Here is a 15747-nt window from a genome sequence, read left to right on the forward strand (position 1 = left end):
GGCGGCGGCGCGCCGGGCACGCCGCGCCGGGCGGGGCCGGGGAGCGGGGTTACCGTCGGCGGCATGGACGGTGATCGCCGAGGGTGGCGCCAGTGCTTGCTCAGCGGGGCGGTGTTCGCCGTCTGCATGGCCGGCACCACGCTGCCGACCCCGCTCTACGGCCTCTACCAGGAGAAGTTCGGCTTCTCCGAGCTGATCGTGACCGTCGTGTACGCGGTGTACGCCTTCGGGGTCATCGGCGTGCTGCTGCTGGCGGGCAACGCCTCGGACGCCGTGGGCCGGCGGCCCGTGCTCCTCGCCGGGCTGGGCTGCGCGGCGGCGAGCGCCGTCTGCTTCCTGTGCGCCACCGGACTGGGCTGGCTGTACGCGGGGCGGCTGCTGTCGGGGCTGTCCGCCGGCCTGTTCACCGGCGCCGCCACGGCGTACGTGATGGAGCTGGCCCCGTCCGGCGGGGCGTCCCGGGCCACGTTCGTGGCCACGGCCGCCAACATGGGCGGGCTGGGCTGCGGTCCGCTGCTCGCCGGCGTGCTCGCGCAGTACGCCGTCCGGCCGCTGTACCTGCCGTTCATCGTGCACCTCGCCCTGGTGGCCGGCTCGGCGGCCGTCCTGCTGCGCCTCGCGGAGACCGTGCGGGAACGCCGGCCGCTGAGCACCGTACGGCCGCAGCGCCCCGGGCTGCCCGCAGAGGTGCGGGCGGTGTTCGGGCCCGCGGCGATCGCCTCGTTCGTGGGATTCGCCCTGTTCGGGGTGTTCACCTCGGTCAGCCCGGCGTTCCTCGCCCAGTCCCTGGACGTCCACAACCACGCCGTGAGCGGGCTGGTCGTCGCCCTGGCCTTCTTCGCCTCGACCGCCGGACAGCTGGTGGTCGGCCGGGTCGGGGTGGCGCGCTCGCTGCCCCTGGGATGCACCGGACTCCTCGCCGGGCTGGCGCTGCTCGCGGGCGCGCTGCACTGGGACCTGCTGTGGCTGGTGGTCATGAGCGCGCTGGTCGGCGGCGCGGGACAGGGGCTGGCGTTCCGCGGGGCGCTGGCGGCGGTGGCCGGGGCGTCTCCCGCCGACCGGCGGGCGGCGGTGATCTCGGCCCTGTTCGTGGTCGCGTACGCGGGCATCTCGGTGCCGGTGATCGGCGTGGGCGTCCTGTCGGGCCCGATGGGCCTGGAGGGCGCGGGCCTGGTGTTCATCGCCACCATGGCCGTCCTCGTCTCGACCGCGGCCGTCTACCTGCTGCGCCGGCCGGGCGGCGGCGCGGGACACCCGGGTCGAGGATGACCCCGGGCGCCCGCGCCGCCGGCCGCCGGGCTGCTACCAGAGCACGGGCAGCCGCTCCGGCAGGCGCTTCATGAAGCGGGTGCGCCACACGAGCTGGTCGACCGGCACGGCGAGCTGGAGCCCCGGCATCTTCTCGACGAGCACCTCGAGGGCGATCTCGGTGTGCCGCTTGCCGAGGGCGGTGGCCGGGCAGTAGTGCTGGCCGCCGCCGAAGGAAAGGTGCGTACCCGCGTTCGGCCGGCCGATGTCGACGGTGTGCGGGTCGGGATACACGTCCGGATCGGTGTTGGCGGCCTCGACCAGGACGAGGAGGAGCTCGCCCTTCTTCACCTCGACGTCCCCGAGCGTGACGTCCTCGAGGGCGAGGCGGGGCAGGCCGTCCGCGATGGAGAGGTTGATGCGCAGGAGCTCGTCGACCGCCGCGGGGATCTTGGAGGGGTCCTGGCGGATCTGCTGCCACACCTCGGGGTGCTGGATGAGCGAGACCAGGGCCATGGTGAGGAAGCCCATGGTGGAGATGACCCCGGCGCCGAAGAGGGTGACTCCGACCGTGGCGAGCATCTCGTCGGTCAGGTGGGCGTAGTCGGGGTCCTTGCGCAGGGCCGCGAGCTCGGCCATGAGGCCCGTGACGGCGGGGTCGTCGAGGCGCTCGACCATATAGGCCATGTCCCGGTCCCAGTTGAGCTTGGCGCCGGTGACGGGGCAGGCCGAGTTCATGAACGCGATGTCGAGGCTCGCGGCCAGGCGCGGGGCGTCCTCGCCGGGGATGCCCAGGATGCGGCAGTGGAGCTGCTCGGCGTACGGGCTGGTGAACTGGCCGCGCAGGTCGACCGGCGCGCCCGTGGCCAGCAGGCCGTCGACGAGGCTGCGGGCCTGCTCCCGCATCCAGTCGGTGAGGCCGTCGGTCTTCGGGTTGATGGCCTTGAGGACGGCCTTGCGCAGCCCCGCGCCGGTGATGTTGCCCATGTTGTTGACGACCTCGGGCGGGATCGTCAGGGCGTACTGGCGTGGAACCCCGGGAGCCGAGGTGTCCTTGAGGCTGAATCGGGGATCCTCGAGGACCTGCTTGCACAGGGCGTGGGAGGAGACGAGCCAGGCTTCGTCCCCGGCGATCGTGCGGACCCGCTTGACCGGCTCGCTGCGGAGCTGCTCGATCTCGTCGGGCAGCCGGTCGCCGCGCGCGGAGAACGGGAAATCGAGGAGTGTGTCAGTGGGCATCGGCGTGTCCTTCGGCGGGGGTGATGACGGCGTGGCCCTGGTTGCGCGAGGCACGCAGGCCCGAACCGCGGGAGTACAACAGCTCGGCCATCGGCAGGAGCTGGTGGTAGCAGTTGAGGGAGGAGGGCACGTCGAGAATGGCCGGGCTGTCCAGGAAGAGCGGGGCCTCGGCGCAGACGTACTCGAGGCAGACCTCGCGCTGGCGGAGCGTGGCGGTCTCCCCGCCGAGCACCTTGGAGGAGAGGAACGCGTCGACCAGGGCGTTGCAGGTCTCGCGGAACTCCGGGTCGGTGTCGAGGAGGGTCATCAGGTGGGCGTGCAGCCTGCGGTACGCCGGGATGTCGGTGAGGGACGACATCGGGCGGGCCCGCAGGCGGGTCCCCGTGGGATCGGCCTCGGCCGCGGCGTTGTTCACCTTCGCGCGGACCCCGCGCAGGTTCTTGACCGCCTTGCGCCGCGCCTCGTCCGGGCCGTAGCCGAGGGCCTCGTACATCTCGGCCACGTGCAGGTCGGTGTAAATGAGGTCGACCTGCCGGAAGTTGCGCATGCCCCACTGCGCCAGATCCGCGACGCGCTGCGCGGAGAAGTAGCTGTTTCCTGGTGAGATGCCTATCACCGCATGGTCGCCTTCGGTGTGAATCACCTGGCAGTGCGGGGTGTAGGGCCGGACCGTGAAGACTTCTGTGGCTGTCGTCAACAGACGTCGGTTCCTTCGGTCGCCGCGAGTCCCGTGGGGCCCTGTGCCCCGGGTGTGGCGACGACGTGATGGAAGGTACCTGAGCGTGACCGTCCGTTTCCATGTCTTGCCCTCGGTAACTCACATGCTGGACAGGGAAGTTACCTGGTCCAGGCCAAGTCCCCGGCAGGGGCTTCGTCAACAAGAATTGGGCATGGCCATGACGTTACGGTGAGGTTGCCTCCAGGTGACGTGATGATGCGATCACCGGATCGTCGCAATATGATGAATCCGGTCATTTGCGCCGGAAACTGAAGCGAACGTACGTTCGGAGCGGTCCAGGAGTCGTCCATGAGCCCCCATCGGTCCACGCGGTCGGCGACCGCGGACGACTTGCTGACCAGGCTCGGACGGCTCACCGCCCAGGCCCGGGAAGGAGCGGAGCTCCAGCGGGCCCGGGTGGAGCTGGCCGAGGCACTGCAGCGGGAGATCCTTCCGGCGTCCCTCCCCGGCGTGCCGGGCCTGCGCGCGGCGGCCCGGTACGCACCGGCCCGTCACGGCCTGAGCATAGGCGGCGACTGGTACGACGGCTTCCGGCTCCCCGAGGGCGCGCTGGGCTTCTCCATAGGCGACGTGGAGGGCCATGACGTCGAGGCGGCCGCCTTCATGGGGCAGGTGCGCATCGCCGTACGCGCCGTCGCCGCCTCCGCGGCCGACCCGGGCGAGGTGCTCAGCAGGGCCAATGATCTGCTGCTCTCGGTGGACTGCGACCTCTTCGCGACGTGCACCTTCCTCCGCTTCGACCCCGTCACCTGGGAGATCCAGAGCGCTCGCGCCGGCCACGTGCCCGGGGTCTGGGCCACCACCGACGGCGAACACGGCATCGTGGAAGACGAAGGCGGCCTGCCCCTGGGCATGCTGCCGGGCTCGCAGTACCCCGTGACCCGCCGCCGCCTCGCGGAGGCCGGCTCCTTCGTCCTGGTCACCGACGGGGTCGTCGAAGGCCCCTCCTTCCCCATCGACGCCGGCCTGGCCCGCGTGGCCGAGGTGGTCCGGGCGAAGGCGGGCGCGGACCCCGGCGACCTCGCCGCCGAGGTGATGAAGGTCGCCGACTCCACCGGCCACCAGGACGACGCCGCCGTACTCGTGCTGTGCCACGAGGCCTTCCTGGGCTGAACCGGATGACGCCGCGGAGGGCGTAGCGCGTGTCATGCCCGGTCGGTGGGCGCGGCCTGTTGTCTGATGATGCGATGCGCACCGAGGATTTCCGACGTCTGGGCATGACGGTGCTCCGGATCCTGGTCGTCGCCGCCGCCTACTTCGCGGGCGGGCGCATCGGGCTGTTCCAGCAGGTGGTGATCCAGGGCGCGGTCGTGACACCCCTGTGGCCGCCCACGGGCATCGCCCTGGCCTGCCTGCTGTGGCTGGGCCTGCGCGTCTGGCCGGGCATCGCACTGGGCGCCTGCCTCGTCATCCAGTCGATCAGCGGCTCGATCGACCTCGTCGGCTACGGGATCGCCGCCGGCAACACCCTCGCCCCCGTGTGCGCCTTCCTGATGCTCCGGCGCGTCGGCTTCCGCGTCACCCTGGACCGGCTCCGGGACGGTGTGGCGCTGGTCTTCCTGGGCGGCCTGGGCCCGATGCTGATCAGCGCCAGCATCGGAGCCTGGCTGCTCCTCATCACCGGGAGCATGCCCAACAGCGGATTCTGGATCGTGTGGTGGACGTGGTGGGCGGGCGACGCCATGGGCGTACTCGTCATCACCCCGCTGCTCCTGGTCCTGCGCATGGCCCGCCTTCCCTCCGGCGCCTACCGGTGGGCGGAGGCGGCCGCCCTGCTGGTCTCGGCCTTCGCCGTCACCCTCCTGGCGACCAGGAGCAGCCTGGCGCTGCTCTTCCTCGTCTTCCCGCTCCTCATCTGGGCGGCCCTGCGCTTCCAGCTGGAGGGCAGCGCACCGTGCATGCTGTTCGTCTCCGCCATGGCGAACGGGGCGGCGATCGAACAGGACGGCCCCTTCGACCACCACACGCTCGTCGAGGCCATGGCCAACCTCCAGGCGCTCAACGGCTCCGCGGCGCTGACTTCGCTGCTGCTGTCGGCGATCGTCACCGAGCAGAACATGATCCGGGCGAGGATCGAGCAGGCGTGCCAGGACCTCGCCGAGGTGGTGGAGCGGCTCGCGCCGGGCAAGGCGTCCGGATGGCCGCCGCAGGACGAGGACGGCGTGGAGACGGAGGGCCGATAGCCGCACGCCCGGCCAGTGCTGACGCGACACCCCCTAGGCTTCGGCCGTGACCAGTGCAGGGGTGAGCCGCCGACGGCTGATGGGCGCCGGGCTCGGAGCGGTCGCGGCCGCGGCGCTGGCCGGATGCTCGGGGCGCGCCGGTCCGGTACGGCGGCTCCGGCTCGCGACGGGGCCGGAGGGCGGCCCGTACAACGCCTTCGGCATGGCCCTGGCCCAGGCCGCCGCCGCGAGCGGACGCCGCCTGGAGATCGTGCCGGTGAGCACCTCGGCGAGCGTGGACAACCTGCGGAAGCTGGATGACGGGTCCGTGGAACTGGCGCTGGCCATGGCGGACGCGGCCGAGGACGCGGTACGGGGCCGCGAGCCGTTCATCCGCCCGGCCGCGGTGACGGCGCTGGCCCGGGTCTACGTGAACTACACCCACCTCCTCGTCCGGGCGGACGGCCCGGTGCGATCCATGCAGGATCTCGCCGGGCGTCCGGTCGCGGTGGGCGCGGCGGGGTCGGGCGTGCAGGTGGTGTCCGGACGGGTGCTGCGGGCCGCCGGTCTGAACGGCGGCCCGGCACCGGCCGACGAGCGGCAGCTCGGGCTCGCCGGGTCGGCGGCGGCGCTGCGCGAGGGCGCGGTCGACGCGCTGTTCTGGTCCGGAGGCGTACCCACACCGGCGCTGTCCGCACTGGCGACCGAACTCCCGCTCAGGTTCCTCCCGCTGGACGGTTACGTGGGCGCGCTGCGCCAGAGCCACGGCCCCGTCTACACGACGGTCACCCTGCCCGCCGGGGTGTACGGGCTCACGGAGCCCGTGGGCACCATCGGGGTCGGCAACTACCTCCTGGCCCGTGACGACGTACCCGCGAGCGCCACGCACGCACTGCTCCAGGTGGTGTTCGAACGGTGGAGCGACCTGCTGCGGGAGGTGACGGCGGGCGCACGCCTCGAGCCCCGGTTCGCGATCTCGACCGGCGCGGTGGCGCTCCACCCGGGCGCGGTCGCCTACTACCGCTCGGTGTACGGCTGAGCGCTGCCGCCACACCGGCCTGCGGACGGCGGGAGCCGGAACTCCACGACCAAGCCGTGCGGCACGTTGGCGAAGACACCGAGCCGCCCGCCGCTGATGCGTGCGGTCTCCTCGGCGATGGCCAGTCCCAGCCCGCTGCCGCGCACGTTCTGGTGCTCGGGGGCGCGGGCGAACCGCCGTAGCAGCAGCGGCAATTGGTCCGCCGCCACGCCCGGACCGTCATCGGCGACCCGCACGACGGCTGACCCGTCCGCGCCGTGGGCGGCGCTCACCTCCACCCGGCCGCCGCGCGGCACGAACTTGACCGCGTTGTCGAGGAGCGCGTCCAGGATCCGGCCCGCCGCGTCGGGCAGGGCGCGCGCCCGCAGATCGTCCGGCAGGGCGGTGACCGCCACCTCCAGCCCGCCGTCCAGGAACACCGGAGCCCAGGCCCGCACCCGTTCCCGTACGGTCCGTGACACGTCCTGGTCCGTCAGCTCCGCGCGGCCGGACTCCACCCGGGCCAGGGCCAGCAGTCCGTCGAGCAGCTCCTCCAGGCGCTCCGCCTCGTCCAGGGCGCGGGTGTGCTCCTCCCGGCCGGGCCCGGGGGCGAGGTGCGGTTCGACGTTCTCCAGCTGAAGCACCAGCGCGGCCAGCGGGTTGCGCAGCTGGTGGGAGGCGTCGGCGACGAAGTCGCGCTGGCGGCCGATGGAGTCGGCCACGGCCTCCGCCATGATGTTGAAGTGGCGGCGCAGACGGCGCAGTTCCGGCGGCCCGGTGTCGGAGACGGCCCGTGCGTGGAGACTGCCGGCGGCCAGCCCCTCCACCGCCCGGTCCAGATCGCGCACCGGGCGCATCAGCCAGCGCGCGATCCCCGCGGCCACCAGGGCGGCCGCCGCGAAAGCGGCGACGGCGCCGCCGGCGATGACCGACCAGCGGACCGTCACGTCCAGCCGTGCGGCGCCGGTGGGCACGGCCATCAGGACCGCCCCGCTCACCCGCTCGTCGCGGCCCACCGGCTCGGCGAGCACCACGGCCCTCGGACCCCACGGGCGAACGGTGGGCAGCCGGTCCGTGGAGCGGCCGGTGAGGGCGCGGCGCCGGGCCTCCGCCGCCGCGCGGGCGCCCTCCCAGTCCGGCCCCGCTCCGGCCCGCGCGACCGCGGCTCCCGCCGTGTCGACGACGACCACCCGGGCTCCGTACAGCTGGGCGTACCGGCCGATCTCGGCGGACAGCTCCGACCGGTCGGCGTCCGTGCGCATCCGGTCGGCGAGGTCGGCGAACCGCACGGCCTCCGAACGCCGTTGCAGGAGCAGGTGCTCGGTCCGGCCGCGGGCGTACGCATCGGCCAGCGGTGCGCAGAGCAGCAGCGCCGCCGCGCCCATGAGCACCATCAGTACGGCGAGGAGCCTGCGCCTCACCGCCCGCCGTCCCGCGTACCGCCGCCCCCGCCCCCGCCGTCGCCGTCCCGTGCGGCCGGGGACCCGAGCTGGTAGCCGAACCCCCGGACCGTGCGCACCAGGCCGGAGCGGCCCGTCTTGGCGCGGATGCCCGCCACGTGGACATCCAGGGAGCGGGAGGCGGCGAGGAAGGCGTCACCCCAGACCCGGTCCAGGATCTCCTCCCGGGAGTGCACCTCGTCAGGGCGGGCGGCCAGGATGGCCAGCACGTCGAACTCGCGGCGCGTGAGCCGGACCTCGGCCCCCGCCACCGTCACCGTACGGCCCGCCGGGTCCACCTCGACGTCCCCGGCGCGGACCGGTCCGCCGTCGGCCTCCGGCCTGCCCGACGGCGCGCCCGTCCGGCGCCGCACGGTGTCGATCCGGGCCATCAGCTCGGCCATCCGGAACGGCTTGACCACGTAGTCGTCGGCGCCGGCCCGCAGCCCCTGCACGATGTCGCGCTCCTCGCAGCGCGCGGTCACCACGATCAGCGGCGCGTCGCAGACGGTGCGCAGCCGCCGCAGCAGCTCGAGCCCGTCCAGATCCGGCAGGCCCAGGTCGAGCAGGACGAAGTCGGCCTCGCGGACGTGCCGCAGGGCGTCCATCGCACGGCCCGCCCTGCGGACGGTGTGCCCGCGCTGGGCGAGGGCGGTGCCGAGGGCCTGGGCCATGCGGTCGTCGTCCTCGACGAGAAGCGCGTGCATAGACAGTTCCCTCGCGACCGGTGACCGGGGTCAGCAGCTTACGGGAGCCGCCGAGGGCCGGTCCGGGCCGCCGTCGGCCTGCGCCTCGGCGTCGGCCCGCTCCTCGGCACGGCTGAGCGCGGCGTTGCGGGTGTCCGGCATGAGCACGTACGTCACCAGGGAGATCAGCGCGCACCCGGAGACGTACCAGAAGAACATGCTCTCGTGGCCGCTGCTCTTGAACCACAGCGCCACGTACTCCGCCGTGCCGCCGAACAGCGCGTTGGCGATCGCGTACGGCAGCGCCACGCCCAGGGCGCGCACCCGGGTGGGGAACAGCTCGGCCTTGACCGCCGCGTTGATCGACGTGTAGCCGGTGACGATCACCAGGGCCAGCAGCGAAAGGCCCAGCGCGGACCAGTACGAGGAGGCCGACCCCAGGGCGGTCATGATCGGGTACGTGCCGATCGTGCAGCCCACCGCGAAGGTGATCAGCAGGGGCCGGCGGCCGATCCGGTCGGACAGCATCCCGGCGAAGGGCTGCAGCACGGCGAAGAGGGCCAGGGCCGTGAAGCTCACCAGTGTCGCGGTGGTCTTCGGCATGCCGGCGCTGCCGACCAGGTACTTGGTGAGGTACGTGGTGTACGTGTAGTACGCCACGGTGCCGCCCAGGGTGAGCGCCATGACCAGTCCGGCCTGCCGCCGGTGCTGCCACAGGAGCTTCAGCGTGCCGCGCGTGCTGTCGTCAGGGGCGTCCTCGCCCGACGTCTCCTCCTTGAACGCGTCGGTCTCCTGGAGCCGCCGCCGCAGCCAGAAGACCACCACCGCGAACAACGCCCCGAGGACGAAGGGAATCCGCCAGCCCCAGCTCTCCAACTGGCTTGTGGTGAGCGTGTGCTGCAGCGTGATCAGGATGCCCAGGCCGAGGAGCTGCCCGCACGTCATCGACACGTACTGGAACGACGATCCCAGGCCGCGCCGGTTGCGGGCCGACGCCTCGGTGAGGTAGGTGGCGCTGGCCGCGTACTCGCCGCCGATGCTCATCCCCTGGAGCAGGCGGGCGAGCAGCAGCACCAGGGCGCCGAAGTAGCCGGCCTGGCCGTAGGTCGGCGCGACGGCGATCAGCAGGGCGGCCACCGACATCATGGTGACGGTCAGGGTGAGCGCGCTCTTGCGCCCGTGCCGGTCGGCGGCGCGGCCGAGGATCCATCCGCCGACGGGCCGCATCAGGAAGCCGACCGCGAAGATGCCCGCCGTGTTCATCAGCTGGGTGGTCGGATTGTCGCCGGGGAAGAAGGAGTCGGCGAAGTAGATCGCGAAACTGGCGTAGACGAACCAGTCGTACCACTCGACGAGATTGCCGAGCGACCCGCCGACCAGCGCGAGCCGGCGCTTCTTGCGCTCATCGCCCGGTGGCAGTGGCGGCGGCGTGGGCATGACGGTGGACGAGGACATGGCGGCTCCAGACGGAAGTCCCTGACGGGGACGGGGGGATGCCCCGGAGGCGGGGAAGTGCCCAGAGCATGCGGCTGCCGCGGCCCGCGGACAAGGTCCGCCACCCAGATCTAACGTCCCGCTAAGAAAGCCGAGGGGCGTGCGCGGGCGCCAGGGGGCGCACGGGGGAGCGGATGCGCTATTCCCGGAAGATTCCCGGGGACCGGCTTGCACGATCGGGCGTGTTTTCCGATTCGGTGGTGATGAGGAGCGCTTGGTGCTCCACGGCTGCCGGATGTGGGGGTAGGCAGACGCGCTACACACGCCATCGGGAAGGTTTCGCGCAGACGTGAACGTCGAGGTCGTTGCCCTCGTGCTGATAACCGCTACCGCGGTCCGTGTTTTCGCTTTTGACGTGGTCAGGGTGTTGCCGTCCCGGTGGGCGGCTACGAGCAGCCGTGGGAGAGTGCATGAGTGAGGGCGAGTTCGACCCATCCGGAGACCAGGCGGTCTCCAGCGAGCTGGCTGGTGTCCTGCCCGTGGAGTACACCGCCTTCCATTCCCAGCAGCATCGCGCCTACCTGCGCTATGCCCATCTGCAGCTGGGCTCCCGCAAGGACGCGGAGTACGTCGTCGACGACGTGTTCACGTTCCTGCTGAAGGTATGGCCGCACGCCCTGAAGGAGGCGAGCCTGCACGGGTTCGCGTGGGCGGTGCTCCGCGAGCACGTCGAGCGCAGGCTCGCGGTCTCGGCCCGCTCGGTGGCGATGGTGGAAACCGCGTGGTTCGCCGCGCTGCGCCGCGCCTCCCGGGAGCGGATGGAGCTGCTGGAGTCGAAACTCGGCCTGTACGCGGCGATCGCGGACCTGTCCGAGCGGCAGTACGACGTGGTGCTGCTGGCCTTCCTGCTGGGCAACGACAACGACACGGTCGCCCGGATGATGGGCATTTCCTCCGCGACCGTGCGCTCGCACATCCGAGGCGCGCGCCGGAACCTGTCCCGGAAACTCGGGGTGGAGTGGGTCCCTGGAGAGGAGAAGGACCAGTGAGCGATGTGACTCGCGACCGCGACCCTGTGACGTGGGATGGGTTGGACGCGGCACTGCAGGAAGCGGAGGTCCTGGTCGAGGAGTACGCCGGGTACGACGAGGGCGCGGCACGGCGACGGATCGCCCGCCGGATCGTCGCCGACCGTGCCCGGGCGGCGATCGGCACGGAGGGCGGTGTCCTGCCCGCGCCGCGGTCGGCGGTGGCGGCCGACGACCTCGTCCTGGACGCCACCTGTCACGTGCGGGCCGCCAGGACGCTGGACGAGATCGCCTGGGCCCTGGCGGAGAGCCGGTCCTTCGCGGAACTCGCCCTGGGCGCCGACTCCTGGCCCCACGGGGCGGACTCGGCACTGCTGTTCGGCTGCCTCCTGCACCTGAACGACGACGAGGGCGCGCAGTTCTGGTTCCAGTACGCGGCCGGCGCCGGTTCGCAGACCGCCGCCCGGTGCCTCTACCTCCACCACCTGGCCCGCGCCGAGGTGAAGACCGCCCGCCACTGGAAGCGACAGGCCCAGACCCTGCCGCCGGACGAGCACCTGCCGTCCCTGCCGGAGGTCCCGGAGACCCTCGAGGAAGCCCTGCGGGCCTCGATCATCTGGACCTCCCCGCCCATCACCACCCAGGACCTCACCCCCCTCACCGGCGGGGGCCGCTTTGTACGTCCCCCCTACCGGCTGCCCCCGCGGCTGAGCCGGGCCGTCACCGCACGGGTCTGGTCCGAGGACCCGGACCTGGGCGAGGTTCCGCTCCCCGGCCCGCAGGTCGCCGCGGCCGTGGCGCAGCACGCACGCCTCAACCCGCTGAACCTGACCGACGAGGCGGCGCACGTCTGGGCCCTCGAAGTGTTCACGGAGCCGCAGCCGGCCCGGCCGCTGCGCAGCGCACCCGGACGGCGCCCCGCGCCGGCCGCGATGCAATCGGTCCACCAGGCCCTGCGCGTCCTGGAGGTCGTCAACCGCTACGCGGGCGGCGTCAGCCTGACGCAGATCGCCCGCGAGACGGAACTGCCCCAACTGGCCCTGGCCCGGGCCGTGGAACAGCTGATCCGCGCCGCACTGGTCACCCCCGTCGGACCCGACGCCTACATCGGCGGCAGTGCGCTGCGGCTCACCCAGGGCGAGGACGGCCGCGCCCACCTGCAGGAGACGCTCGCCTGGGTGAGGGACGCGGTCGGGGCCGCCGTCTACGTGGCCCGCTACACCGACGGAGAGGTCTCCATCACCCAGTACGCCGACGGGCCCGCCACGCCGCTGGTCGAGGAGTACGTCGACTTCCGTGCCGCCGCCCATGCCTCGGCCGTCGGCAAGGCCCTGCTCACCCAGCTCGACGACGACCAGCGAAAGGACCACCTCTCCCGTCACCGGCTCACCCGCTTCACCGCCCACACCCTGGGCACCCCGCAAGCCCTCTTCCACGAGCTCGACAGCCGCCGGCCCAGCGCCCCCCTGCTCGACCTGCAGGAGTACGCGCTGGGCACGGTCTGCGCCGCGGTACCGATCACCGCGGGGCCGAACGCGGAGTGCGTGGCCCTGTCCATCCCGGCCACCGACCCCCGCCGGCTGCAACAGGCCGCCCGGATCCTGCAGAGCGAAGCCGCGGCCGTCCTGATCGCCCTGATCGTCGTCGGCAGCACGCAGTCCGCCATGCGTCCGAGCGGGGCGCAGGAGGGACGGACCGGCCCCGCGGGGCTGGGCAGCAGCCTCCTGTCACCGATCGCCTAGACCGGACGTCCGGCTCGGGACGGGCCCGCCGCACCTCACGTGCCGCGGGCCCGTCCCGTCGTGAACTCAGGTCGCCGAACGGCGGTGGCGGTGGTTCAGGCGGCGGGGAGCGTGACCGTGGGCGTGTTCCAGCCGGAGATCCGCAGCTTCGGCGCGGAACCGCGCAGGTCTCCCGTCCGGTAGGTCGCGGTCAGCGTCGCCGACTCGCCCGGCCAGAGGCTGATCTGGTTGTCGCTCCACCGGACGGGCAGTACGGGCGCGCCCTGCGCCGACACGAGGTGCACGTCGGTGAGCAGGGCCGGGGTGTTCCCGGTGCCCGTGTTGCGCACCGTGACCGTCGTCGTGGACGTCCCCGCACCACCGTCCGCCGTCGTCGACGCCGTCGCGGTGACGGGCGCCTGCGGCATCGCGTCGAGCCCCGTGAGGTCGGCGTAGGCGGTGGTGGGCGTGTGGTACCAGGTGCTCTTCGCGTAGTCGAGCACGTCCGCCCGGGTGGAGAGCCAGTAGACGTTGCGGCTCACCTCCCGCCCGTCGGCGTCGGTGAGGAGCAGCCGGGCCAGATAGGTGCCGGAGAGTCCGGGGACGGAGGCGGGGACGGGGACGGTCAGCGCGGTGCTGCTCCCGCCGCCGCCCGCGACGCCCACACCGGTCACGGTCCGGTCGTACCGCTGGGTGCCGTCGGTGCCGAAGAGCGTGACCCGCGCGGTCAGCCCGCCGGCCGCCGTGGTCCGGTGGTTGACCACGGTCACCGCGCGGTTGTCGTACCCGTACTGGATGTGCAGGGGCTCGTTCGCCTTCTTCGCCCCGAAGTACGACCCGCCCTGGTCGAGATACCGGTCCACGAGCTGCCACTGCAGCGAGGTCCAGCCGCTGTTGAACATCCAGTAGATGACGCCGGTCGACGGCCGCGAGGCGTCCTTGGCGTTGCGGGCGTACGCCTCGAACTGCGCGCGTACGTTCTCGTACTGGGCGAGCTGCGCCTTGCGCACGTAGTCCTCGAGGCCGGTCGGCGGACCGTACCGGCCGGCCAGCGCGGCGTTGTACAGCTTGAGCGTCGCGAAGGTGGGGGAGGGGGAGCGGTGGTACTGGGCCGCGGACGGGTTCTTCCACAGGGTCTCCAGCTCGGCCGGGGACATCATGCGGCGCAGCGTGTCGAGCGTCGGGATGCCGGGGCCCGCGCTGGTCTCGGAGTTGAAGCCGGTCGCGCCGCCCTCCCGCTTGGCGTACCAGTAGCCGGGCGGCACCCAGTCGTAGGGACCGGTCATCTTCATGCCGGAGCGTCCGGTGATCGGCGCGGAGGCGTCGGAGGCCGCGGGCACCACCGGGGTCGGCCAGTCGGCGGCCTTCAGCGCATCGACGTACATCTCCTCGATCTCCTCGTTCGGTGCGAAATCGCTGCCGATGAGGAAGGAGATCACGCTGGGGTGGTGGCGGAGCCGGGCCGCTTCGGCGGCCATCGAGGCCTTGGCGACGGCGTAGTCGGGCGCGTCCCACCGCTCTCCGGCCTCCGTGCCGTTGACCTCCCCTTCCCACTTGTCGCAGCACTCCCAGCCGGGCAGCGTCAGGATCCCGTGCCGGTCGGCGAGGTCGAAGAACTCGTCGGGCTCGATGTGCCCTTCGAGGCGCAGGGTGTTCAGGCCCAGGTCGAGGGCGTGGGTGAGGCGGTCCTCGACGTAGGCCGGGTCCCAGCGCAGGAACTCGTCCGGGGACCAGCCGCCGCCCTTGATCAGCAGCGGGCGGCCGTTGATCCGGTACTGCCGGGCGCCGTCGGCGTTCAGCGGTGCCCGCACATCACGGACGGCGAAGGACCCGCGAGCGGTGTCGGAGGCCGCGCCGTTCACCCTCGCGGTCAGCTCGAACCCGTACATCGGCTGCTCGCCCATCGCGGCCGGCCACCACACGCGGGGCGGGCTCAGCCTCAGCGCGGGAAGGTCGGCGGGGGAGAAGACGATGCTGCGGGTCTCGTGGGGCGCCAGCGTGACGGTGCGGCTGACGGAGGCCGGGCCCGCGGTGCCGGACACCGTCGTGGTGACGGTGTCCGCCGAGTCGTTGCGCACCCGGGCCTTGACGGTCAGGTCGGCCGAGGCCATCGACGGCATGGCCAGGGTGCTCACCACGTGCGCGTCGCGCAGGGCGACCGGACCGCCGCGGCGCACCGTGACGTCCCGGACGATGCCCATGTTCTCGTCGGGGGGCGGCTGCAGCCAGTCGAGCCAGCCCATGGTGAGCCGCTTGCGCGGGTTGTTGGGCTGGATCCGGAAGGCGACCGTGTTGGCACCCGTCTCGATCAGGTCGGTGACATCGAGCTCGTGCCGGGTGTAGGCGCCCGCGACCGTGCTCGCCGTGGCGATCTGCCGGCCGTTGACGAACACGTCGGCTGCGGAGATCACCCCGCTGAAGTCCAGGTACGTACGGGCGGTCGTGTCGGTGACCGTGAAGTCGGAGCGGTACCACCAGGGCACGGTGAAGTCCGCGGCCGGGATCTGCTTCTGCTGGGTGGAGTAGAAGGGATCCGGGTACACGCCGGCGGCGAGCAGTGCCGCGAGGACGGTGGAGCGGGGCCCGGCCGGATACCAGCCCGCCGCCGGATAGCCGGGACGGGACACGGCGGCCGCCGGGTCCTCGACCTTGGCCGTCGACTGGATCGCGTATCCGGTCAGGACCGTCGTGCTGCCGGGCGCCGCGGAGACCGGGGTGGGGGCGGGGACGGTGGCGGCCGGGGTGGCGCGCGGCCCGGGAGCCGGCCGGGTGGTGCCCGCCGTGAGGCCGAGGATCAGGCCGGCGGCGGCGAGGGCGGCGAGCCCGCCGCGTACGAGAGCGAGGCTGCGGAACACGGGGCCTCCCGCGGGAACGGGGTCGGAGCGAAATGGCTCAAATATGAGCAAAGCGGATCGAGCGGACCCGAGTGTGCCACGGCACGGGTCACACCCGACGGCGACAGGCCCACACCGGAGCGGCGGCTCGACCGCCTGCGGCAGCGGGTCCGCCATGGGAGGCGCATTCCGCGCCCGG

11 protein-coding genes and 1 pseudogene are annotated in these 15747 nt (G+C 72.7%); 6 read left to right on the top strand and 6 right to left on the bottom strand.

What is annotated here, in order from left to right:
* Nucleotides 1-63 precede the first annotated feature (63 nt).
* Nucleotides 64-1269 carry an MFS transporter gene (locus ACZ6I1_RS01260; RefSeq protein WP_469281776.1) on the top strand — a complete coding sequence of 402 codons (1206 nt, stop codon included), beginning with the start codon at nt 64-66 and terminating at the stop codon, nt 1267-1269.
* Between the two features lie 33 nt (nt 1270-1302).
* On the opposite strand, the gene ACZ6I1_RS01265 is transcribed toward ACZ6I1_RS01260, so the two are convergent.
* Together ACZ6I1_RS01265 and ACZ6I1_RS01270 are read right to left on the bottom strand one after the other, a co-directional pair.
* A complete protein-coding gene (locus tag ACZ6I1_RS01265) occupies nt 1303-2487 on the bottom strand; it encodes a cytochrome P450 (protein ID WP_469281778.1) in 1185 nt (394 codons plus the stop codon).
* Nucleotides 2477-3184 carry a cyclodityrosine synthase gene (locus ACZ6I1_RS01270; RefSeq protein ID WP_469281780.1) on the bottom strand — a complete coding sequence of 236 codons (708 nt, stop codon included), beginning with the start codon at nt 3182-3184 and terminating at the stop codon, nt 2477-2479. Before ACZ6I1_RS01270 ends, ACZ6I1_RS01265 begins: the two co-directional genes overlap by 11 nt.
* 330 nt (nt 3185-3514) lie before the next feature.
* On the opposite strand from ACZ6I1_RS01270, the gene ACZ6I1_RS01275 reads away from it, so the two are divergent.
* The 3 genes from ACZ6I1_RS01275 to ACZ6I1_RS01285 all read left to right on the top strand — a co-directional run bounded on the left by ACZ6I1_RS01275 (nt 3515) and on the right by ACZ6I1_RS01285 (nt 6427).
* Complete coding sequence (locus ACZ6I1_RS01275) at nt 3515-4339, top strand: PP2C family protein-serine/threonine phosphatase (RefSeq protein WP_469281782.1); 825 nt, start codon at nt 3515-3517, stop codon at nt 4337-4339.
* A gap of 74 nt (nt 4340-4413) precedes the next feature.
* A complete protein-coding gene (locus ACZ6I1_RS01280; protein WP_469281784.1) occupies nt 4414-5409 on the top strand; it encodes an MASE1 domain-containing protein in 996 nt (331 codons plus the stop codon).
* Between the two features lie 46 nt (nt 5410-5455).
* A complete protein-coding gene (locus ACZ6I1_RS01285; protein ID WP_469281785.1) occupies nt 5456-6427 on the top strand; it encodes a TAXI family TRAP transporter solute-binding subunit in 972 nt (323 codons plus the stop codon).
* Here the strand turns inward: ACZ6I1_RS01285 and ACZ6I1_RS01290 are convergent.
* The 3 genes from ACZ6I1_RS01290 to ACZ6I1_RS01300 are packed head-to-tail and all read right to left on the bottom strand — an operon-like array spanning nt 6406 to nt 9986.
* Nucleotides 6406-7827 carry a sensor histidine kinase gene (locus ACZ6I1_RS01290; RefSeq protein WP_469281786.1) on the bottom strand — a complete coding sequence of 474 codons (1422 nt, stop codon included), beginning with the start codon at nt 7825-7827 and terminating at the stop codon, nt 6406-6408. The genes ACZ6I1_RS01285 and ACZ6I1_RS01290 overlap by 22 nt on opposite strands.
* The gene (locus ACZ6I1_RS01295; protein WP_469281787.1) at nt 7824-8552 is read right to left on the bottom strand and encodes a response regulator transcription factor; all 729 of its coding nucleotides are present in this window, start codon (nt 8550-8552) and stop codon (nt 7824-7826) included. Before ACZ6I1_RS01295 ends, ACZ6I1_RS01290 begins: the two co-directional genes overlap by 4 nt.
* A gap of 30 nt (nt 8553-8582) precedes the next feature.
* Nucleotides 8583-9986, bottom strand: coding sequence for an MFS transporter (locus ACZ6I1_RS01300; RefSeq protein ID WP_469281789.1), 1404 nt, complete (start codon nt 9984-9986; stop codon nt 8583-8585).
* Between the two features lie 449 nt (nt 9987-10435).
* Between ACZ6I1_RS01300 and ACZ6I1_RS01305 the strand changes: the two genes are divergently transcribed.
* Together ACZ6I1_RS01305 and ACZ6I1_RS01310 are read left to right on the top strand one after the other, a co-directional pair.
* Nucleotides 10436-11014 carry an RNA polymerase sigma factor gene (locus ACZ6I1_RS01305; RefSeq protein WP_446586352.1) on the top strand — a complete coding sequence of 193 codons (579 nt, stop codon included), beginning with the start codon at nt 10436-10438 and terminating at the stop codon, nt 11012-11014.
* A gap of 911 nt (nt 11015-11925) precedes the next feature.
* A pseudogene (locus ACZ6I1_RS01310) lies at nt 11926-12636 on the top strand (IclR family transcriptional regulator); the annotation flags it as partial.
* A gap of 194 nt (nt 12637-12830) precedes the next feature.
* Here the strand turns inward: ACZ6I1_RS01310 and ACZ6I1_RS01315 are convergent.
* Nucleotides 12831-15569 carry a glycoside hydrolase family 2 protein gene (locus ACZ6I1_RS01315; RefSeq protein ID WP_469281793.1) on the bottom strand — a complete coding sequence of 913 codons (2739 nt, stop codon included), beginning with the start codon at nt 15567-15569 and terminating at the stop codon, nt 12831-12833.
* Nucleotides 15570-15747: the final 178 nt, after the last annotated feature.

This window comes from Streptomyces sp. NPDC046303, assembly GCF_055588085.1.